The sequence below is a fragment of the Burkholderia sp. S171 genome, from assembly GCF_009766085.1.
In the GTDB taxonomy this organism is placed as follows: domain Bacteria; phylum Pseudomonadota; class Gammaproteobacteria; order Burkholderiales; family Burkholderiaceae; genus Caballeronia.
The window spans coordinates 86,443-106,387 of sequence record NZ_LMUF01000048.1 but is presented as its reverse complement, the minus strand read 5'-3'; the positions used below and the strand labels follow the sequence as shown (position 1 = coordinate 106,387).

20 protein-coding genes are annotated in these 19,945 nt (G+C 61.6%); 15 read left to right on the top strand and 5 right to left on the bottom strand.

Annotated features, from left to right (window positions below):
* Positions 1-12 precede the first annotated feature (12 nt).
* The 7 genes from GSQ93_RS27895 to GSQ93_RS27865 are packed head-to-tail and all read left to right on the top strand — an operon-like array spanning position 13 to position 7,050.
* Positions 13-969 (top strand): ABC transporter permease, encoded by a 957-nt coding sequence (locus GSQ93_RS27895; RefSeq protein ID WP_158938881.1) that lies wholly within the window; start codon positions 13-15, stop codon positions 967-969.
* Positions 966-1,922: an ABC transporter permease gene (locus GSQ93_RS27890; protein ID WP_174254685.1), complete on the top strand. Its 957-nt coding sequence runs from the start codon at positions 966-968 to the stop codon at positions 1,920-1,922. The genes GSQ93_RS27895 and GSQ93_RS27890 overlap by 4 nt, the downstream gene beginning before the upstream one ends.
* Positions 1,919-3,769, top strand: a complete 1,851-nt coding sequence (locus GSQ93_RS27885; protein WP_158938880.1) for an ABC transporter ATP-binding protein — start codon at positions 1,919-1,921, stop codon at positions 3,767-3,769. Before GSQ93_RS27890 ends, GSQ93_RS27885 begins: the two co-directional genes overlap by 4 nt.
* The gene (locus GSQ93_RS27880) at positions 3,766-4,080 is read left to right on the top strand and encodes a (2Fe-2S)-binding protein (RefSeq protein WP_158938879.1); all 315 of its coding nucleotides are present in this window, start codon (positions 3,766-3,768) and stop codon (positions 4,078-4,080) included. The genes GSQ93_RS27885 and GSQ93_RS27880 overlap by 4 nt, the downstream gene beginning before the upstream one ends.
* Positions 4,065-5,447 (top strand): NAD(P)/FAD-dependent oxidoreductase, encoded by a 1,383-nt coding sequence (locus GSQ93_RS27875; RefSeq protein WP_158938878.1) that lies wholly within the window; start codon positions 4,065-4,067, stop codon positions 5,445-5,447. Before GSQ93_RS27880 ends, GSQ93_RS27875 begins: the two co-directional genes overlap by 16 nt.
* Positions 5,444-6,634 carry an FAD-binding oxidoreductase gene (locus tag GSQ93_RS27870; protein ID WP_158938877.1) on the top strand — a complete coding sequence of 397 codons (1,191 nt, stop codon included), beginning with the start codon at positions 5,444-5,446 and terminating at the stop codon, positions 6,632-6,634. Before GSQ93_RS27875 ends, GSQ93_RS27870 begins: the two co-directional genes overlap by 4 nt.
* Positions 6,631-7,050, top strand: coding sequence for a helix-turn-helix domain-containing protein (locus GSQ93_RS27865; RefSeq protein WP_158938876.1), 420 nt, complete (start codon positions 6,631-6,633; stop codon positions 7,048-7,050). The genes GSQ93_RS27870 and GSQ93_RS27865 overlap by 4 nt, the downstream gene beginning before the upstream one ends.
* A 215-nt stretch (positions 7,051-7,265) precedes the next feature.
* Here GSQ93_RS27865 and proX read toward each other — a convergent pair whose 3' ends face one another.
* The 5 genes from proX to GSQ93_RS27840 form a co-directional block, all read right to left on the bottom strand.
* A complete protein-coding gene (gene proX / locus GSQ93_RS27860) occupies positions 7,266-8,294 on the bottom strand; it encodes a glycine betaine/L-proline ABC transporter substrate-binding protein ProX (protein WP_158938875.1) in 1,029 nt (342 codons plus the stop codon).
* Between the two features lie 413 nt (positions 8,295-8,707).
* Entirely contained in the window at positions 8,708-9,178 is a 471-nt protein-coding gene (locus GSQ93_RS27855) for an Lrp/AsnC family transcriptional regulator (RefSeq protein WP_158938874.1), read from the bottom strand.
* A 2-nt stretch (positions 9,179-9,180) separates the two neighbouring features.
* Positions 9,181-9,327, bottom strand: coding sequence for a hypothetical protein (locus GSQ93_RS27850; RefSeq protein WP_158938873.1), 147 nt, complete (start codon positions 9,325-9,327; stop codon positions 9,181-9,183).
* A gap of 29 nt (positions 9,328-9,356) precedes the next feature.
* Positions 9,357-10,301: a glyoxylate/hydroxypyruvate reductase A gene (locus GSQ93_RS27845; protein WP_158938872.1), complete on the bottom strand. Its 945-nt coding sequence runs from the start codon at positions 10,299-10,301 to the stop codon at positions 9,357-9,359.
* 91 nt (positions 10,302-10,392) lie between these two features.
* A complete protein-coding gene (locus GSQ93_RS27840) occupies positions 10,393-10,983 on the bottom strand; it encodes an amino acid synthesis family protein (RefSeq protein WP_158938871.1) in 591 nt (196 codons plus the stop codon).
* A gap of 167 nt (positions 10,984-11,150) precedes the next feature.
* Between GSQ93_RS27840 and GSQ93_RS27835 the strand changes: the two genes are divergently transcribed.
* The 8 genes from GSQ93_RS27835 to GSQ93_RS27800 all read left to right on the top strand — a co-directional run.
* Complete coding sequence (locus GSQ93_RS27835) at positions 11,151-12,980, top strand: helix-turn-helix domain-containing protein (RefSeq protein ID WP_158938870.1); 1,830 nt, start codon at positions 11,151-11,153, stop codon at positions 12,978-12,980.
* Positions 12,981-13,072: 92 nt separating this feature from the next.
* Positions 13,073-14,053 carry a flavin reductase family protein gene (locus tag GSQ93_RS27830; RefSeq protein WP_158938869.1) on the top strand — a complete coding sequence of 327 codons (981 nt, stop codon included), beginning with the start codon at positions 13,073-13,075 and terminating at the stop codon, positions 14,051-14,053.
* Positions 14,054-14,069: 16 nt separating this feature from the next.
* A complete protein-coding gene (locus tag GSQ93_RS27825; protein ID WP_158939050.1) occupies positions 14,070-15,581 on the top strand; it encodes an aldehyde dehydrogenase in 1,512 nt (503 codons plus the stop codon).
* 39 nt (positions 15,582-15,620) lie between these two features.
* Positions 15,621-16,721: an LLM class flavin-dependent oxidoreductase gene (locus GSQ93_RS27820; RefSeq protein WP_158938868.1), complete on the top strand. Its 1,101-nt coding sequence runs from the start codon at positions 15,621-15,623 to the stop codon at positions 16,719-16,721.
* Positions 16,722-16,724: 3 nt separating this feature from the next.
* Positions 16,725-17,594, top strand: a complete 870-nt coding sequence (locus tag GSQ93_RS27815; RefSeq protein WP_158938867.1) for an alpha/beta fold hydrolase — start codon at positions 16,725-16,727, stop codon at positions 17,592-17,594.
* Positions 17,591-17,947, top strand: a complete 357-nt coding sequence (locus GSQ93_RS27810; protein WP_158938866.1) for an NIPSNAP family protein — start codon at positions 17,591-17,593, stop codon at positions 17,945-17,947. The genes GSQ93_RS27815 and GSQ93_RS27810 overlap by 4 nt, the downstream gene beginning before the upstream one ends.
* Positions 17,944-19,128 (top strand): glycine betaine/L-proline ABC transporter ATP-binding protein, encoded by a 1,185-nt coding sequence (locus GSQ93_RS27805; RefSeq protein WP_158938865.1) that lies wholly within the window; start codon positions 17,944-17,946, stop codon positions 19,126-19,128. The genes GSQ93_RS27810 and GSQ93_RS27805 overlap by 4 nt, the downstream gene beginning before the upstream one ends.
* A partial coding sequence (locus tag GSQ93_RS27800; RefSeq protein ID WP_158939049.1) for a proline/glycine betaine ABC transporter permease occupies positions 19,121-19,945 on the top strand: 825 nt, incomplete at its 3' end. The genes GSQ93_RS27805 and GSQ93_RS27800, both read left to right, overlap by 8 nt.

Genomic DNA, 19,945 nt, shown 5'->3' with positions numbered 1-19,945 from the left:
CGGAGGCGGATTATGAAAGCACACGCGTCACGACTTATCGCTGCTCGCCTGGGCCTCGCACTGCTCACGCTGCTGATTGTCTCGGCAGTTGTGTTCGGCATCACGGGGCTGCTCCCCGGGGACGCCGCGCAGCAGGCGCTCGGGCAGGCGGCCACACCCGAAGCGGTCACAGCGTTACGGCACCAGTTCGGGCTCGACCAGCCGGCCTTGCAGCGCTACTTCGAGTGGCTCTACCTGGTCGTCAGCGGTAACTTCGGCACGTCGTTGTCGAATAGCTTGCCGGTGAGCCAACTGATCGCCACACGCTTGCCTAACTCGCTCATGCTGGCCGGATTGACGGCGCTGGTGTCCGTCCCGGTCGCGCTGGTCATCGGCATTTCGTCGGCCATGTTTCGCGGCTCGCTGCTCGATCGCGTACTCAACGTGCTGACGCTGTCCACCGTCGCAGTGCCTGAGTTCCTGATCGCGACCATCGCCGTGCTGGTGTTCGCCGTGAAGCTGCGCTGGCTGCCCGCGTTGTCGTATTTATCCGAGGTGTCGTCGTTCGGAGGACTGCTGAGGATCTACGCCATGCCCGTCATGACGCTGTGCTGCGTGCTGGTTGCGCAGATGGCTCGCATGACACGCGCCGCCGTGCTCGACCAGCTCAATGCGTCGTATGTCGAGATGGCGATCCTGAAAGGCGCCTCGCCCATGCGCGTGGTCCTGCGCCATGTACTGCCGAACACCATTGGCCCGATCGCGAATGCGGTGGCGCTGAGCTTGTCGTATCTGTTCGGCGGCGTGGTGATTGTCGAATCGATCTTCAATTATCCGGGCCTTGCCAGCCTCATGGTCGACGCCGTCACGAACCGGGACATGCCGCTCGTACAGGGCTGCGTCATGGTGTTCTGTGCGGCTTACCTGCTGCTCGTGCTGATTGCCGATCTGGCTCAAATCGTATCCAACCCGAGGCTGCGTCAACGATGAATCGACCCGCCAACTCCTCCATTCACCATCCCGGCACTGAGCTCTACGACATGGGCCTCGATGACGTCGTCAATGAACCGGCCGTGCCGGAGCCTGCGCTCGTAGGGCCGAAACCCGGCGTGCTGAAGCGCCTGCACCGGCGCTTCTCCGTGCTCGGTTTGATCGGACTCGTGCTGGTCGTGTTCTGGCTGATCATCGCGGTTATCGGCCCGTGGATTGCGCCTTATAAAAGCGGTGCGCTGTCGTCCGTCGATGTATTCGCCGGGTCGAGCCATGCGTTCCTGCTGGGCACCGACTATCTCGGCCGCGACATGCTGAGCCGGATTCTCTACGGCACCCGCTATACGGTCGGGCTGGCATTGGCCGCTGCGTTGACGGCGAGCCTGATCGGCACGTTCTTCGGTTTGATCGCCGCCGTGTCCGGCCGCTGGGTCGATGAAATCCTGAGCCGCCTGTTCGACGCGTTGATCTCCATTCCGAGCAAGGTGCTTGCGCTGGTCGTGATCGCGGCGTTTGGTTCGTCGATTCCCATGCTGATGGGTGTCGCGGCGCTCGCTTACATTCCCGGCGCGTTCCGCATCTCGCGCTCGCTCGCGGTCAACCTGATGACGCTGGAATACGTACAGGTCGCGCGGGCTCGCGGCGAACGGCTGTTTTACATCGCGCGCGTGGAAGTGCTGCCCAACATGATCCATCCGATGCTCGCCGACTTCGGCCTGCGCTTCGTGTTCATCGTGTTGCTGCTCAGCGGCCTGAGTTTTCTGGGCCTTGGCGTGCAGCCGCCCAATGCCGATTGGGGCTCGCTTGTGCGCGAGAACATCGGCGGACTGGCTGAAGGGGCGCCTGCCGTCATGATGCCGGCCATCGCGATCGCGACGCTGACTATTGGCGTGAATCTGCTGATCGATAACCTGCGCCGCCGTGGCGGCCGCGGGCAAGGAGCTGCGCAATGAAGGCCGACACGATCGACATGATTCAAGTGAAGGGCTTGCGAGTGGTGGCAGGCGCCGCACCCGATCCGGTGACCGAGATCGTCAAGGGCGTCGACTTTTCGGTGAAGAAAGGCGAAGTGCTGGCGTTGATCGGTGAGTCGGGATCGGGCAAGACGACCATCGCGCTGGCGCTGCTGGGATATGCGCGGCAAGGGTGTTCCATTAGCGGCGGGTCGGTGCGGATCGGCGAGACGGAAGTGCTTGAACTCGACCAGTCAGGCCGCCGGGCGCTACGTGCCCGGACCGTGGCGTATGTGGCGCAGAGTGCATCGTCGGGATTCAATCCGGCGCGCACGATTATCGATCAGGTGACGGAGCCCGCGCTGCTGCATCGCCTGATGACGAAAGAGGCGGCACGTCGCAAGGCGATCGAGTTGTTTCGTGCGCTGGCGTTGCCGGAACCGGAAACGATCGGCGAGCGCTATCCGCATCAGGTCTCGGGCGGGCAGTTGCAGCGCTTGATGGCCGCCATGGCGCTGATCACGGATCCAGCAGTGGTGGTGTTCGACGAGCCGACGACCGCGCTCGATGTGACCACGCAAATCGAAGTGCTAGCGGCGTTCAAGAAGGTGATTCGCGAGTTGGGCACCACGGCTGTTTACGTGTCCCACGATCTCGCGGTGGTCGCGCAAATGGCGGACCGGATTGTCGTGCTGAATGGCGGCCGGGTGAAGGAGAATGGCCTGGTGGCGCAAGTGCTCGATGCGCCCGTTGACCTGTACACGCAGCAGTTGCTGGCTGCCACGCGGCGGCCGGAACCGGTGTTGTCCGTGCAGACGGCGGCGCAGAAACTCGCTCCTCCCTTGCTCGAAATTCGCGGGCTGGCGGCGGGTTATGGACGGATCGACCGGTATGGTGCGCCAGCCGTCCGTGTGCTCGATGACGTGAGCCTTTCAATTGCGCGAGGCAGTACGCTGGGCGTGATCGGCGAATCGGGGTCGGGCAAGACGACGCTGGCGCGCGTGGTAGCGGGTCTGGTCGACCGGGCGCGCGGTGAAGTTTTCTTCGATGGCAAGCCGCTGCCGGCTCAACTGTCGAAACGTACTCCTGATCAATATCGGCAGATCCAGATCGTGTTTCAGAACGCCGATACTGCGTTGAACCCGAGCCATACCATTGCCGATATCCTCAGCCGGCCGCTCGCTTTTTATCATCATCTGCGCGGGGCGGCGGCGCGCAAGCGGACGATGGAACTGCTCGATCTCGTCAAGCTGCCGGCATCGATTGCAGAGCGCACGCCGGGCGGTTTGTCGGGCGGCCAGAAGCAGCGTGTCAACCTGGCGCGTGCGCTCGCAGCCGACCCCGCGTTGATTCTCTGCGACGAAGTGACATCAGCGCTCGACACCGTGGTCGGCGCGGCGATTCTTGCCCTGCTTGCAGAACTGCGCCGTGAGTTGGGTGTGTCGTACATGTTCATCAGCCATGACATTTCAACGGTGCGTTCGATCTGCGACGAAGTGATCGTGCTGTACGCGGGGCATCGCGTGGAGGCGGGCGAGCGCGACGTGCTCGCAGCGCCGCCGTATCACCCGTACACCGGCTTGCTGGTCGACTCCGTGCCGGCGCTGAAACCCGGCTGGCTCGACGCACGCCGCCTGATCGGCAGCGCCGCGTTGCCGCAGATGGGCGAGAGTGCCGACATCGCCGAGTTGTGCAGCTTCAGGGCGCGTTGTCCGGTTCGTATCGACGGTAAATGCAACGCCACGCCGCCCTCCATGAAGAAGCTGCCTTCGGGCGCGGAAATTCTTTGCCACCATTCAACGGCCGAGCTGAGCCGGCTGCAGACGATCGAGGCGGTTGAAGCATGAGCGGACGGTTCGTGCGGCTGACGGAAACAGAGCGCAAGACGTTTGTGATAACCGTCGATGGCGTGGCGCGTCAGGCGGCCGAAGGCGACACGCTGATGGTCGCGTTGCTGACCGGCATGAGGACCTTGCGCGACTCCGAATTCGGCGATGGCAGGCGTGCGGGTTTCTGCCTGATGGGCGCCTGCCAGGATTGCTGGGTCTGGACCGCTGACGGTGACCGGCTACGTGCATGTACAACGCCAGCGGTCGCGGGCATGTCGATCGTCACGCAACTGGCGACAGCCGGGGAGGGCGTATGGCCGCGCGGGTAATCGTGATTGGCACGGGGCCGGCGGGCGTGCGGGCAGCCGAGGCGCTGGTCGAAGCGGGCCTGCGGCCTACAGTGATAGATGAAGGGCGAAGGGACGGTGGGCAGATTTATCGACGGCAGCCGGAAGGTTTTACGCGCTCCTACGAGACGCTCTACGGCACCGAAAGTGCGCGGGCGGCCGCGCTGCATCAGAGCTTCGACGCGCTCAAGACCCGTATCGACTACCTGCCTGAGACGCTCGTCTGGAACATTTCGGCGAATGCCGTGCATCTTGTCAGCGGCACCTCCTACCGGACACTCGATTTCGATGCGCTGATCATTTGCAGCGGTGCAACGGACCGGCTGATGCCGGTCAAGGGCTGGCACTACGCCGGCACGTATAGCCTCGGGGGCGCGCAGGTCGCGCTGAAGTCGCAGGGGTGCTCGATCGGTTCGCGAGTCGTGCTGATGGGTACAGGGCCGCTGCTTTACCTTGTCGCCGCGCAGTATGTGAAAGCGGGCGCGGCGGTGTCCGCCGTCTTCGATACCTCCACGCTTTTACAACGACTCAGCGCGCTGCCAAAGCTGCTCGCCATTCCCGCCGCGCTGAAAAAAGGTATCGCGTTGATGGGAGTGCTAAGGAAAGCGCGGGTGCGGGTGTATCGCGGCGTGCGGCCACTGGAAATAAGTGGCTCGCCCGTTCACGGCGTGAGCCACGTCGAAGTCGCGCTGCAAAGCGGCATACCCTTCAAGGTTGCCTGCGATGCAGTTGCGCTGGGTTATCACTTGCGCCCCGAAACGCAGCTCGCCGATCTGGCCGGCTGCGATTTTTCCTTCGATGAAGCCTCGCAGCAATGGCTTCCCGCCACCGATGAAGACGGCCGCAGCAGCGTCAAGGGCGTCTATCTGGCGGGCGACGGTGCGCGTATCCGTGGCGCTGATGCTGCCGAACGATCGGGCCGTCTGGCCGCGCTGGCTGCGATGCAGGACGGCGGCTTGAAGGTGGAGGGCCAAGTTGCATTGCGAGAACAGCTACAGGTTTTCAGCCGCTTCGCGGCCGGCTTGCGTGCGGCGTTTCCCTGGCCGGCCCGCTTCGCGAGCATGCTGCCGGACGAGACTATTGTGTGCCGCTGCGAGGCCATTACAGCGGGTGAGTTACGTCGCGTGGTCCGCGAAACCGGCGCGAAGGAAGCGAATCGTGCCAAGGCGTTTTCTCGCGTGGGCATGGGTCGATGCCAGGGACGCTTTTGTGCTCACGCAGGCGCGGAAGTGATCGCGGCCGCGGCATCGGTGCCGCTGGCTTCCGTTGGACGGCTACGCGGACAAGCACCCGTCAAGCCGTTGCCGGTGGCCCTGGTAGAAAAGCAGGAAGAGGAGGCGAACGAATGACCGCGTCGCAACAAGCCAATCGCCGGGCCGATGTGATCGTGATCGGCGGCGGCATCATGGGCACGACCACCGCGTTCTTCCTGCGCCGCCGCAACCCCGCTTGTTCCGTGATCCTGCTCGAGCGCGGCCTGACGGGCCAGCAAGCGAGTGGGGTCAACTTTGGCGGCATCCGTCGACAAGGCCGCGCGCTGCCGCAACTTGCGATGGCGAACCGCGCGCTCAATACGTGGCGGCGTTCGAAAGAACTGCTGGGCGAGGACGTTGAGTTCCTGCCGTCGGGGCATACACGGGTCTGTTATCACGCGCACGATGCGGATACCTTCGACCGCTATGCCGCCGATGCCCGCGCTTACGGCCTTGAACTAGAAGTGCTGCACGGCCGTGCGATGTTCGATCGTTTCCCTTTTCTCGGACGCGAAGTGCTGGCCGCGTCCATCTCGCCGCTCGACGGACATGGAAACCCCCGCCTCGCCGCGCCGGCCTTCGGCCGGGCGGCGGCGCGCCTTGGCGCAGAGGTGATGGAGAATACGGAGATCGTACGCGTGGAAAAGGACGGCGATGGCTTTCGCGTGGAGACGGTGGCAGGCGTGGTGTATCGGGCCGCGCAGCTCGTGATTTGTGCGGGCGCGTGGGCAAGCCAGCTCACCGAGCAGTTCGGCGAGCCCGTGCCGCTGCGCGCAAGCGGACCGCAAATGTCCGTCACGGAACCTGTGCCGTATGTGTTCAAGTCGTCGATGGGGGTGTTCACATCGATCAAGCAGGAGGGTATCTACTTCCGCCAGATTCCGCGCGGCAACATCATCATAGGCGGTGGTCCCCCGGGTCCCGCCGATGCCCTCACGCGACGCGCGTCCGTGCTGCCGATCAACACCGTGCGCCAGATCGCGCAACTGCGCCGCCTGGTCCCCGCGATGGCTCCGCTGCACGTGATCCGGGTCTGGAGCGGCGTGGAGGGCTACCTGCCTGACGGCGAGCCGGTGATCGGCCGCAGCTCGACAACCGACGGTCTGTTTTACGCGTTCGGCTTCAGCGGTTCAGGGTTCCAGATTGGCCCGGGTGTGGGCGAGACAATGGCTGAATTGATCGATACCGGTAGTACATCGATTCCACTCGATCCGTTTTCGATCGGCCGGTTCGCGGCGTTTGCATCTTCATCGCAAGCTCAACCTGTTGCGGCGACGCCATGAAACAAGCCATGCCGTTGACCGAAGCACGGGCGTTCATCGAGGCGCACTTCGATGAACCCGTCACGCTTGCGCAACTTGCCGAGTTGTCGGCGCTTAGCGTGTCGCGATTCGCGACCGCGTTCCGCCAGCAATTTGGTTCTTCACCCTACCGGTATTTATGCGGGCTTCGGATTGAGCGCGCGCAAGCGTTGCTGCTGGCGGGCGTGCCGGGATCCGTGGTGGCGGCTGAAGTCGGGTTCTTCGACCAGAGCCATTTTGCGCGGCATTTCAAGCGTTTTTGTGGCATGACACCAAGCATGTATTTGAAGCGCTCCCGTGCTCGTTGTTCATTACAGGGAAGCAGCGGGTTGTTGCGGGGTGCTTGTAGTGGAGCTGATTCAACGGAGCAGCGAACGCTCTGCAGCGAAACGGCGTGAATGAGCGTTTAAACAAGAGCTATCAAAGAAACGTCTACCCCTCTGAAACGCCCTGCCTGACGACTCTACAACCGGACGCTGCAGCCGCAGCGCATGCTTTGCAAAAAAGCCGACATCGGGTCGGCTTTGTTACGTCTGCGATTGAAGATCGCAGACGCCGTTCCACACGAAGATGCGGGAGCCGCTCGGTCGCCGTCCTGAACCTTTAGTGTCCCTTAGTGTGCATTCCGAGCCGTATCAACCCAGCCGTCGAACTGCGTTTTGTTCGCGGCTAACCACTGATCTGCCAGCGTCGAGACGACCGTCGTTGCGCCGTTGCCCTTGCTGATCGCAAGTTCCCAGGCTGACCATGTCGCCGATGGGAAACGGATCTGCTCAACCAGCTTCTTGACGACCGGGTTAGCCGCGATAAATTGCTTGTTCGCGACCGCACCGTAGTTCCAGGATGCCATCGCCATACGGCACGGATTAGCGCCGCCCGCACATCCTTCGACACCATTCACGAGCGCCGAGCCGTGGTTCGGCACGTTCGGCGGCAACGCGTCGGTGGGCGTTGGCAACCACACGACGTCCTTACCCGGAACCAGCACGTTGACCGTCCATGACGGACTCCACGCATAGAAGAACGCCGGCTTGCCTTCCTTGACGCGTGTCACGACGTCCGCCATCAGCGCCTCGTATTTGCCGCTCACGGGATGCACTGTCTGACGGAGTCCGAACTTGTCCAACTGATAGTTGACGACGTCACCGCAACTCCAGCCAGGATCACAACTGATCAGTTGCGCCTTGTTATCGTCACCGAACAGCGCGGCAATTTTCGGGTCCTTCATTTGTTCGAGACTGGTGATGTTGTGTGCCACCGCGGTCTTCTTGTCGATCAGGTAGCCATTGATACCGCCGCCAATGATCTCACCGCCGCCCACCATTTCCGCCTGGTTCTGCACCACACGAAAATCAGGCTCGCTCTGCGGAAAATTGACGTCGGTCTCCATGTCGACGTCGCCTTGCGCAACCGCTTGAAAGAACAGCACCGTTCCCATCGTGCTCAAATTCACCTCGTAGCCCAGCGACGTGAGTGCCTTCTTCACAATCTGTACGGCGACGTAATTGGCGCCCAGGCTGTCGGTCTGCGCATAGTGAATGGTCTTGCCCGCGCCTGGCATTGCCTGCGGGGACGCGGCCATTGCGGGCGTTGCCAGTGCTACGCATGCCGCGACCGTTGCCGCTCGCATCATTGCATTCATGAAGGTCATCTCCCTGTGTGATATTAAGGTTTGGTGTACTACCGCTGCGGCGACTTATCGATGTGGTGACCGGGTTCGCCGTCGTGCAGATGGGATATAAGTTACTTGACGCTAAAAAATGCGTCTTCCATCGAAAGGAAGGACGGTGGCGGCAAGATGGCCTATTGATCAACGTAGGGTGTTGGCACGGGGGCTTCGTCGCGGGCAGTAGCTTGAAGATGCGGCGGGAGCGCAAGTGAGGCGGTGGTAGCGGTGGCCCCAACGCTGCGCATCGTTGGCTGGGGTGAGCTGGAGGTCATGCTGGAAGGCGCTCTATTGCGTGTCTGGGAGCGAGCATTCGGTGGTGTCTTGCGAGGGTAGGGGACATCATCGGCGCAGTAAGGATCGGGATGCGCCCCATCCACAAGCGTGCTTCACTCCCACTCTGGCACGCTGTCAGGCATGCTCTTCACGATCTTCGTAACGATATAAGTAAAGTACCGTTCAATGCCGATTTCATCTATCAGCAAGGTGTCGATGAAGCGCTGGTAGTGGTAGATATCGCGCGACACTACATGCAGCACGTAATCCACGCCTCCGCCTGTTGCATAGCACTGCACCACTTCCGGCGCGGCCTGCATGGCCTCCTCGAAGCGCCGCATGTCTCGCTCCGTATGCCGTGCGAGCGTGACTTCCACCACGATCCGGCTCGCGTTGAGGGTCCCCACCCAGTCGAGTTCCGCACGATAACCCTTGATGACGCCGCTCTCCTCGAGCTTGCGCACGCGCTCCCAGGTGGGTGAGATCGAGAGGTTCACCTCTTCGGCAAGCTTTGATTTCGTGATACGGCCATCGCGCGCGAGAACGCGCAGGATGGCGATGTCGTAGCGGTCGAGCTTGATCACTGTCAGGCGGCCACCGGGGTATTGCGCTTGATCACGTCACTAGCCTGGGGCGTCGAGGCCCGGGTCGACAGTGCGCTCGGGAGCACGCGATCGTGGCCGCGCGTGTGACCACTAAACGGCACGGCTGGCGCAACGGGTAAAACACGCATGACTGCTCCTTCACGAACAACGAACAACGTTAGTAACCGAGCACGAGATCCACGCTGTCAGGCAAAGCGCCGTTTGCCCGGTAAGCACCTATGTTTGCCGCGATAACAGCCGCTGTGGTCTCGAAGTCGGTGGGTGCGGAGATATGGGGAAGCACGCTCACTTGCGGATGTTGCCACAGGCGCGAATCAGGAGCCAACGGTTCTTCATCGAAGACATCGAGAACCGCGTGTGACAGATGCCCGCTGTCGAGCGCAGCGAGCAGATCGTCTGTCACGACGACGGGTCCCCGAGCGAAATTGATAAGGCTCGCTCCCGGTTTCATCACGGCAAGCAGGCCGGCATGCAGCAAGCCTCGCGTTTCGGTTGTCAGCGGCACGAGACAGACGACGATATCGCTGACGCGCAGCAGGGCGACGAGCCCGTCGTCCTTTGAAAACGTCTGGACGCCGGGGAGCTGTTTTGCCGACCGGCTCCATCCGGCGAGCTTGAATCCAGCTTCTCCAAGGCGAGCGGCTGCCGCCGTGCCGAGCGAACCGAGTCCGAGTATTCCGACCGTCAGAGAGGAAGGCTTGCGATAGGCATGCTGGCGCCAGAGCGCTTGCCTCTGCTGGCGTAAGTAGGCCGGCATGTCGCGCTGCAAATAGTACGTCCATGCAAGCACCGCTTCCGCCATGGTCCTGGACATTTCGGGGTCGAGCATGCGCACGATCGGCGGCCCGTCCGCAGGTAGCCTGGTAACGAGCTGCTCCACGCCTGCCCATAGGCTTTGCACCCAGACAAGACGAGGCAACGCAGCGATATCGGCGGGATCAGGGTTTGCGACTATCGCGACCTGGACACTTGCGCGCTGCTCTTCGCTTATTTCGCGAAACGGGACGACCCTTTCAGCAGGCATCGCCGAAGCAAGCGCTGACAGATAACTTGCTTCGTAATCGGAGCGTATGTTGCTGATCAGAGCGATCGGGTCTGACATGAAAACTCCAACGGCATGGAGGTGAAGTGCGAATCCGGATCAAGCCTCTCCACAGTGCCGACCCGGGCCATGATCGCCGGCACGTCCTGCTTTAAGCGCCCGCTTTTTCGGCTTCCATCTCCGCCATGTCCTGAAAGCGGTCGGCAATGCGCGGATGAGCGCGCCCGCCGTCTGCCGCTCCGATCGCGATCAGGATTTCGTCGGGGCCGGGAGCATCCGCGACCTGGAACGTTGCCGTGATGAAGTGCGACCGCTTGCCGGTTTCCGACTTATGGATCATGGGGACAGACAGGAGCGCACCGGGAGCGGAGCGTGTGTTCGTGAAGCTGAGGAATGCGGTGCCGTTGACCGCCTCGCGGAACATGTTGCCAAAGCGAAGCGTGTGGATCAGTGCCGAGCCGTGCTCGATCTCCCCGTTGACTCCAACAGTCGCCGCCTTGCCATACGCCTCGACGCGATCGGCGGGCATGACGGCCACAAGCCGCCGTGTCATCTCAGCGCCCAGCACAGGGGCTAGACGCAGGATCTCCGGCCGGAGGTCTTCCACGAAGCCCTGACCTGCCCACGGGTTGCGAACGATTGCTGCAACGATCACCGTCGTGATGGGCCGCTCTGCCTTGCGGCCACCTTCGATAACAGTCTCTTCAATAAACGTCGAGATCTTGCGAATCCCAGTTTCCATTTGCGCACTCCATTGGTTAGCGATTGGTTAGCGGTTGGCTATTGGTCCGTCCTATACGAATGCTAACGATGTGAATCGGGTGCGTCCTCCGCGTCTTCGGGGGATGAATCTTTTATTTTTTGCTACGGTATGTCGTATATTGAAATAAGACTTTTGGAAGCCTTGACATGCCAGATCAACTATCGCGAATCATGTCGCTGCGTGATGTCGCGAGCCAAATCAACTCGGACGGCGACCTTGATACGTTGCTGCGGGACCTTATCCAGGCGGCATGCAGGCACGGCTCCTGGGACCTCGGCTCGATCATGACCGTGGACCTGGCGCATGGTTTCGCGCTGGTCACCGCGCGCTATGAGTCCAACGCCATGCTGCGCCGCCCACTGGGAGATAGGTGGGAACTGGCGACCAGTCCCGCGCTTATTGCACTGCAGCGCTTTGAGCCTGTGTACATCCGCGACGCACGTGAGTCCGTTGAATTTCCCGGGTATCGGCTTGAAGCAAATGAGCGTGGCTATTGCACCGTGCTGATCTATCCCATGGCGAGTGTCGATGGTGAAGGGCGGCCCATGGTGTTGGCCGTTACGTCGCGCAAAGTGGTCGATGTATCTGCGGATGACCTCGCGTTCATGGCGATCATCGTGCACCTGGGGGCGATTGCGATTGAACGTGCGCATCGTCATCGCGCGCAGCTTGCGGCGGCGGAGCAATTGCGCCACGTGCTCGGCGCTCAGGGTTCGCTGTTGCAGGAAGTGCTGGCGGGCGGTTCCACAGAAACGCTCACCGCGATGCTTGGCGATCTTCTCAAGGCGCCTGTGCTCGTTGTCGATTTCTTCGCGAGCAGCTTGCTTGCTTCCGCGTCACCGGTGCCCGGCGTCCATGACAACGACGCGTGGCGGCTCATGCTCGAGGGCCCTACAGGACGCCAGATCCTTGGCGAGGTTCGGGACGCTGTCACCACCCGCCGAGCCGAGGCGATCACGCTTCACCTTGGCGACAAGCTCTCGCTCGATGCCCGCATTGAATCGCTCATGGTCGACGACGAAGCAGTCGGCGCATTGCTGACCTTCGACAAGTCCGACGCGAATGATCTTCAGAAACTCCTTATCGAAAGTGCGAAGTTTGCGCTGAGCGTGCAGTTGATGCGCAGCGTCATCCGTTTTCGCTTCGAGACGCGAACGCTGACCGAACTGTTCTTCGAAATTGTCGAGCGACGCTGGCGCGACGAGCAGGATATGCTGCGCCGCGCGCGCCGCCTCGGGCTGTCGCTCGTAGCACCCATGCGCATGATCGTGACCGATTTTCCGGATCGGACGAATGCGTCCGCCGATCTTTCTGTCGATGGCCATCGCGCGGTCGCGCAGCTTGCCGCGCAGCTCCATGTTGCGGTGCACATCGTGACGGTTGGCGGGGCGCTGGTGTGTCTCGTGCCGCAGGAAGAGGGCGTTGAACTGGACCGGGTCGCGCGATTGGCGCAGCGCGTCTCCGAGACCTTGTTCCGTTCGTTCGGCAGTGAACCTATCGTCGTGGTTGGCGATACGTGTGAAGGGCTCGAATCGATCGCGAAGGAATGGGAGCGCTGCTGGCGCATGATCCGGGTTGCCCGCACGTTCGGCAGACGGGGCGCAATGACCGTCCCCGACTTCGGGCCGTTGCCCATGCTGATCGGCGCCGCCGATTCGGCCGATGTCCGCAGCTTCATCGACGGCGCCATAGGACGGGTCGTGGAGCACGACAAAAAACACAAGTCGGCTTACCTCGAAACGCTCGCTGCCTATGTTCGCTCAGGCTGCCGCAGTCAGCATTGCGCCGATGCGATGGAGCTTCACGTGACGACCTTGAGATACCGTCTGTCGCGGATCTCGGACCTGTTTGGCATTCAGGTCGAGACGCCGGAGCAGCGTTTCGCGATCGAGCTTGCGTTGCAACTGCATAGCTTGGTCGAGAGCAGCATACCGTCCACGAAACCCTCGAAGCCGATACCTCGAATGAGAGGTTAATTAGGCTCGGATATCCTTCGGTCCAGCGGAAGAAATCGCTTTTTGCATGGCTTAACTTAGACCTCAACGTAACGACGTTCGAGGTGAAGTACATGCAAGCCGAAGTTTCAGATAAACCTGTCGCCGTTGATCCGGTTGCCTTGCGCCGAGCGTTCGGCACCTTCGTGACAGGGGTGACGATCATCACCACTCGCGACGCCGAAGGCCGCCCGCGCGGCATGACGGCAAACTCGTTCACGTCGGTCTCGCTTGATCCGCCGCTTCTGCTCGTATGCGTAGGAAAGGGTGCATCGAGTTATCCCGTCTTCCAGGATACCGATCACTTCGCGGTCAATCTGCTGCACGAAGCGCAGACCGACGTCTCCAATCTGTTCGCCTCCAAATCCGCCGATAAATTCGCCGCCGTCAGTCACGACGGCGTCCACACAGGCGCACCGGTCCTAACGGAATGCCTGACGTGGTTCGACTGCACGGTCCATGACCGGGTCGATGCAGGCGACCACACGATTCTCATCGGCCGCGTTCAGGCCTTTGGAACCAGTCCCTCAGCGCCGCTGGGCTTTTGCCGAGGCCGCTACGCGCAGGTCAAGAATCCGTTGCCGCCGGGCTGGCTCTCATCGCACAACATGATTGTCGGCTATCTCATCGAGGCGGAAGGGTCGCTGCTCCTCGCAAGCGATGGCAAGAACGGCTGGACGTTGCCGAGCGCACCGCACCGGCTCGTCAATGGCCGGCTTCCTATTGCCGGAGGAGACGACCTTGAACTACTCCCCGACGACACGTTCCTCTATTCCGTCTTCGATGCAGCCGGCAGCGATTCCGGTTACCTGATCTATCGCGCCCGGCTGGCGCTGCCGCGTGCAGCCTGCGAGATCCCTGAGAAATTCCGTTTCTTCCCGCTTGACCAGCTTCCGTATGACGACATTCCGACGACGGAAATACGCGGAATGCTGCGGCGCTATGTGAGCGAGAGCGCAGGCGGACGGTTCGGCATTTACATGGATTCACACGATGGCGGCCGTGTCGCGATGGTGAGCGCAGCACAGCCGCACATGCAGCATTCGCAACCTTGAATCTGGAAAGGACATGATGAAAACGACAGTCGAAAGTTTGCAAGGATCGAGACAGAATCTATTCATCCATGGAGAGTTCACGCCTCCACGTAGCGGCCAGTACGTATCGAGTTATGACCCCACGACGGCTGCGCCCTGGTATCAGTTTGCGCAGGCCAATGTTGAGGATGTGGACGCTGCCGTGCGGTCGGCGCAAGCGGCGTTGAAGAACCCGGCATGGCGCCGGATCACGCAAACCGATCGCGGCAAACTGGTGCGCCGTCTCGCCGACCTGGTCCTCGCGAACGCGGACGAACTGGCGCTGATCGAATGCCGCGACAACGGCAAACTCATCAAGGAAATGCGCGCCCAGATGCGGGCTATTCCTGACTCGTATCTCTACTTCGCCGGGATGGCCGACAAGCTTCAAGGTGACACGATCCCGGTCAACAAGCTCGATACGCTGAACTTCAATTTGCGTGAACCGATCGGCGTAGTGTGCATGATCATCCCGTGGAATTCGCCGCTGATGATGCTCACCGGTACGCTTGCGCCGTGTCTCGCGATAGGCAATACGATAGTTGTAAAACCCTCGGAACACGCGACGGCTTCGACGCTCGCGCTCGCTGAACTGGCTATCGAGGCGGGCTTTCCTCCGGGCGTGTTCAACGTGGTCACCGGCGACGGCATAACCACCGGCGATGCGCTCACACGCCATCCCGGCATCGCCAAATTTGTCTTCACCGGCAGCACGGTGACCGGTCGAAAGATCGCTGGCAACGCGGCAGAAAATCTCGTGCCTTGCCAGATGGAACTGGGGGGCAAGTCGCCGCACGTCGTGTTCTCGGATGTCGATGTGGACAGGGCTGTGAACGGTGTTGTGTCGGGCATCTTCGCGGCGGCTGGGCAGACCTGTGTGGCGGGTTCGCGATGCTTCGTCGAGGCACCGGTCTATGAGCGTTTCGTTGAGGCGTTGGTGGAGCGCACTAAGCGTGTCAAGGTCGGCCATCCCATGGCCGACGACACCGATATCGGCCCGCTTGCCCTCGCCAGTCAACTCGACAAAGTAGTGGGTTATGTAGCTTCCGGCGTGAGCGAAGGCGCGAAGATTGCGGTAGGCGGAGGCCAGCCAAAAGACTCGGCCCTATCGCGTGGCTGGTACTTCGAGCCGACCGTCATGACGCAGGCTCGCAACGATATGCGCTTCATGCAGGAGGAGATTTTTGGACCGGTCGTGGGCGTGGTTCCGTTCAACACGGAAGAAGAACTCATCGCGCTCGCCAACGATACCGAATACGGCTTGGCCGCAGGCATCTGGACCCAGAACATCGACCGCGCGTTGCGCTTTGCACGCGACATCGAGGCGGGCACGGTCTGGGTCAACACCTATCGCTCGGCGGCCTATATGTCCGCGAACGGCGGCACCAAGCGAAGCGGCTACGGCCGTCGCGGCGGCTTCGAAGTGATGCGTGAGTTCTCGCGCCTGAAGAACGTCGTGATCGACTACTCGGGCGCCATGCAGGACCCGTTCGTCATTCGTTTGCGCTAAGCCACGCGCCTTGCCAAAAACTAGATACAGAGACCCATTATGAAATTTGCCATCTCAATCAGCATGGAGCGTTTTTCGCCGGCGGATTCAATGTCGACCGCCATGTCCAATATGCTGGTGCTGGCTCGCATAGCCGATGAAGGCGGGTTCGAGACGCTCTGGACCGCCGAGCATCACACGATTGAATGCACCGTTTCGCCTAATCCGTTCGCTATCCTGACGTGGTTGTCCCAGCACACGCAGCGCATCAGGCTCGGAACGGCAACGCTGGTCGCGCCGTACTGGTCGCCGATCCGGCTCGCAGGCGAAGCGGCCATGTGCGACCACCTGACCGGCGGGCGCCTCGAGTTCGGGATTGCACGCGGCGCGTATCAGTACGAGTTCGATCGCATGGCCGGCGGCATTCCTCAGCAGGAGGGCGTAGGGTATATGAAGGAGCTCGTGCCGGCCGTCCAGAAGCTCTGGGAAGGCGACTATGCCCATGACGGACACTACTGGAAGTTCCCCCTTGCGACGTCCGTACCCAAGCCGTTGCAGCAGCCGCATCCGCCTATCTGGGTTGCCACGCGCGACCCCGGCAGTTTCGACTGGGCTGTGGGTATCGGCGCGAACATCTTGTCTACCCCGCTGTCCGCGCCACCTGCTGAAGTCGCGGTGCTGGGCGAGAAATTCCGCAAGGCGGTGGCCGACCATCCCGAGCGTGCGCGCCCGCGCTTCATGATGCAGCGGCGCACCTGCGTATACGATCGCCCTGATGACTGGGAAACCGCTGTGCGCCACAGCGTGGACTATGGCCGTACCTTCGAGAACCTGATGCAGAATATTGGCACCGTCACGGACGGTTTCCCCGAGCCCGTGCCTTACGAGACGGTCGCAAATCGTGCCAACTACGACCCCGCCAATATTCGCGACAACCTGATGTTCGGCACGCCCGACGAAGTGATCCGGAAGCTGCAGATTTATGAAGATCAGGGTGTCGATCAATACTGCCTGGGCCTCTCGTTCAATCTGCCGTTCGAGCTGCAGGTGAAGACGCTGCGCCTCTTTATCGATGAAGTGATGCCGCATTTTGCTGCCCGCGATGGTTCCCATGCAGGCGATCCGCAGGGCGAGCCCAGCGTCGCGGCGGCGGGGTATTGACCCATGGACGCCGCCAGGACTTCAACGACGCAAACGGCCGGCGACCTCACGTTCACCGGCCGTGGCGTGGTGCTGAATTATCGGCTTCAGGGTGAGGGTTCGCGGGCGCTGGTCTGCATTCACGGCGTGGGTTCGAGTCTCGAAGCATGGGAAAACGTTGCAGCAAAGCTCGGCGATACCTTCCGCATCCTGACGCTGGATCTGCGAGGTCACGGACGTTCATCGCTGATCAAGGGTCGATACGAGATCGATGATTTCGTGGGAGATGTGCTGGCGCTTGCTGATCATGTGGGCTTTGGGCAATTCGACCTCGCCGGCTTCTCGCTCGGTGGCCTGATTGCGCAGCGGCTGGCGCTCACGCATGGGCCGCGCCTGAAAAAGCTCGTGCTACTCGCCACTGTCGCCGGCCGTACGCCCGAGGAACGTGAACGGGTCGCAGCGCGGCTTGCTGCGCTGCAATCCGGTGACCGGGGTTCGCACTACGACGCGTCGTTGTCGCGCTGGCTCACCGAGGCGTTTCAGGAGCGTAATCCCGAGCTGGTCACGCGCTTGCGTCAGCGCAACGCCGAGAACGATCCCGACTGCTACGCGTCGGCTTATCGCGTGTTGGCGCAGACGGACTTCGGTGGTTTCATCGATCAGATCAGCGTGCCGACTCTGATCGCGACCGGAGAGGAAGATCAGGGCTCGAATCCGCGCATGGCGCACTTCATGCACCGGTGCATCCCCGGCTCGCAACTCGAGATCCTGCCCGGCTTGCGGCATTCGATCCTGATCGAAGCGCCGGATCTTGTCGCGACGCTGATGCGCCGTTTTCTGGCGGGCGAAGATGGCGAGATGCGCGAGCAGATGCGTGAGGAGACGGGCCGATGATTGTCGAAGAGCGGATCTATCGGATCAGGAACGGCCGCATGGGCCGTTATCTTCAACTTGTACGGGAGGAGGGACTGGCGATCCAGCAGCCCATCCTCGGCGGTCTCATCGGTTATTTCACTTCCGAGATCGGCCCGTTAAGTCAGGTGACGCATTTGTGGGCTTATGCGGACCTTCAAGACCGGGCGCGCCGCCGTCAGCAACTGGCGGACGATTCAAGATGGCAGGCTTTCCTGCCCAAGCTGTCAGAGAACATCGAGCAGGCGGAAAACAGGATTCTCGTGCCGACGGACTTTTCACCGTTGCGGCATCTGTCCCATCCCGCGGGCTCTCATGAGGAGAAGAGGCTATGACCGAGCGCTTGAAGATCGAGCACTTGTACAAGGTGTTCACGGACAAGCCGGAGAAAGCGCTGGGAATGTTGCACGCCGGCAAAAACAAGTCGGAAGTGCAGGAGACGCTGGGTCAGGTCGTCGGGCTCGACAACGTCTCCTTGAGCGTGCCGTCGGGTTCGATGTACATGATCATGGGACTGTCGGGGTCGGGCAAGTCCACGCTTGCACGTTGTATCAATCGTCTCAACGAACCGAGCGCCGGAAAGATCCTGCTCGATGACCAGGACATTTGCACGCTCGATGAAGCCGGTTTGCGCGACGTGCGGCGCAATCGCATTTCCATGGTCTTCCAGCATTTCGCGTTGCTGCCTAATCGGCGTGTGATTGAAAACGTTGAGTTCGGATTGAAGCTGCGCGGCATGTCGGCCCCGCAGCGGCGCAAGCGCGCCGAGGAAGTGCTGAGCGTCGTCGGCCTCGCGCGCTGGGCATACCATATGCCACATGAACTAAGCGGCGGGATGCGTCAACGCGTGGGCCTGGCGCGTGCGCTCGCCACCGATGCCGACATCCTCATCATGGACGAAGCGTTCAGCGCGCTGGACCCGCTTATCCGCACCGAGATGCAGGACGAGTTGCTGCGCCTGCAGCGCACGTTAAGCAAGACCATCCTGTTCATCACGCATGACTTCCAGGAGGCGCTCAAACTGGGCTCGCGTATCGCCATCATGTCGGAGGGGAAGCTCGTGCGCGAAGGCACGCCGCAGTCCATCGTGCTTGAACCGGGTAGCGATTACGTTGCCGCGTTCACCCGTGAAGTCGACCGCGGAAGACTATTCGATGCAGCTTCGGTCATGACATCGCTCGTGACCATCCTGCGCGGCCCGGACGGCATCGTCCTGGGTGACGCGTCCGGCGAACCGGGACCGGGTTTCATGCTCGACGCCGACGAGCGCATCCTCGGCACCGTGACAGCGTCCGAGATCGAACTCGCGCGCGGCGGCTCGATGCCCCGGCCCGACACGCGCTTTACGTGCGTGCCGGCCCATACCAAGCTCGTCGATGTCGCCGGCAGTTATCGCAGCGGCGGCGCAATCGGCGTCACAGACGACACCGGCCGGCTGATAGGCCGTCTGGAAGCCGGGCAGATTCTGGCCGGCATTGGCGCTCCGAGCGCCGCAGGAGTACGCCATGTTGCTTAAAGCCGATGATCTCGCAGGCCTGCCGGTCGGCGATTGGATCCAGCACGGTGTGCAATGGATCGCGCTCAACTTGCGGCCGTTCTTCCTGCTCATCAAATGGCCCGTTGAGCGGTTGTTGAACTTCAACGACAGCGTGCTCCACGCTATCCCGTTCCCGGTCATGCTGATCTTGATGTTCCTGCTCGCGTGGCGATTGGCGAGCCTTGGGGTCGCTGCATTTACGTTAGTGGGGCTAATTGTTATCGCGATGCTTGGCGTCTGGGATCAAGCCATCACAACGCTCTCGCTGATCGCAACCGCAATCGTGTTCTGCGCGGTGATCGGCATTCCGATTGGCATTGGGTGTGCGCGCAGTGACCGCGTCTGGCGGATCGTGCGGCCAGTGCTGGACATCATGCAGACTACGCCGACGTTTGTGTATCTCGTGCCGGTAGTAATGCTTTTCGGCGTGGGTACGGTACCGGGCGAAGTCGCAGTCGTCATCACGGCCATGCCGCCGCTTATACGCTTCACCCACCTCGGGATTCGCATGGTCGACCATGAGATTGTCGAAGCGGGTCTCGCTTTCGGAGCGGACAAGCGCCAGCTTCTTTGGGAGGTTCAGTTGCCGCTGGCCATCCCGACGATCCTCGGCGGTCTGAACCAGACCGTGCTCACCGCCATGGTGATGTCCGTCGTGATCGCGATGATCGGTGCGGAAGGTCTCGGCCTTGTGGTCCTTCAAGGGCTCGGACGTCTCGATGTCGGTCAGGCGGCCATAGGCGGTATCGCCATCGTGCTGCTCGCCATGATGCTTGATCGCATTACCCAGAAGCTG

Excerpts from the sequence above, each read along its gene's own strand:
- GSQ93_RS27895 (WP_158938881.1), top strand. The coding sequence starts at position 13 with ATGAAAGCACACGCGTCACGACTTATCGCTGCTCGCCTGGGCCTCGCA.
- GSQ93_RS27890 (WP_174254685.1), top strand. The coding sequence starts at position 966 with ATGAATCGACCCGCCAACTCCTCCATTCACCATCCCGGCACTGAGCTC.
- GSQ93_RS27885 (WP_158938880.1), top strand. The coding sequence starts at position 1,919 with ATGAAGGCCGACACGATCGACATGATTCAAGTGAAGGGCTTGCGAGTG.
- GSQ93_RS27880 (WP_158938879.1), top strand. The coding sequence starts at position 3,766 with ATGAGCGGACGGTTCGTGCGGCTGACGGAAACAGAGCGCAAGACGTTT.
- GSQ93_RS27875 (WP_158938878.1), top strand. The coding sequence starts at position 4,065 with ATGGCCGCGCGGGTAATCGTGATTGGCACGGGGCCGGCGGGCGTGCGG.
- GSQ93_RS27870 (WP_158938877.1), top strand. The coding sequence starts at position 5,444 with ATGACCGCGTCGCAACAAGCCAATCGCCGGGCCGATGTGATCGTGATC.
- GSQ93_RS27865 (WP_158938876.1), top strand. The coding sequence starts at position 6,631 with ATGAAACAAGCCATGCCGTTGACCGAAGCACGGGCGTTCATCGAGGCG.
- proX (WP_158938875.1), bottom strand. The coding sequence starts at position 8,294 with ATGAATGCAATGATGCGAGCGGCAACGGTCGCGGCATGCGTAGCACTG.
- GSQ93_RS27850 (WP_158938873.1), bottom strand. The coding sequence starts at position 9,327 with ATGCGTGTTTTACCCGTTGCGCCAGCCGTGCCGTTTAGTGGTCACACG.
- GSQ93_RS27845 (WP_158938872.1), bottom strand. The coding sequence starts at position 10,301 with ATGTCAGACCCGATCGCTCTGATCAGCAACATACGCTCCGATTACGAA.
- GSQ93_RS27840 (WP_158938871.1), bottom strand. The coding sequence starts at position 10,983 with ATGGAAACTGGGATTCGCAAGATCTCGACGTTTATTGAAGAGACTGTT.
- GSQ93_RS27835 (WP_158938870.1), top strand. The coding sequence starts at position 11,151 with ATGCCAGATCAACTATCGCGAATCATGTCGCTGCGTGATGTCGCGAGC.
- GSQ93_RS27830 (WP_158938869.1), top strand. The coding sequence starts at position 13,073 with ATGCAAGCCGAAGTTTCAGATAAACCTGTCGCCGTTGATCCGGTTGCC.
- GSQ93_RS27825 (WP_158939050.1), top strand. The coding sequence starts at position 14,070 with ATGAAAACGACAGTCGAAAGTTTGCAAGGATCGAGACAGAATCTATTC.
- GSQ93_RS27820 (WP_158938868.1), top strand. The coding sequence starts at position 15,621 with ATGAAATTTGCCATCTCAATCAGCATGGAGCGTTTTTCGCCGGCGGAT.
- GSQ93_RS27815 (WP_158938867.1), top strand. The coding sequence starts at position 16,725 with ATGGACGCCGCCAGGACTTCAACGACGCAAACGGCCGGCGACCTCACG.
- GSQ93_RS27810 (WP_158938866.1), top strand. The coding sequence starts at position 17,591 with ATGATTGTCGAAGAGCGGATCTATCGGATCAGGAACGGCCGCATGGGC.
- GSQ93_RS27805 (WP_158938865.1), top strand. The coding sequence starts at position 17,944 with ATGACCGAGCGCTTGAAGATCGAGCACTTGTACAAGGTGTTCACGGAC.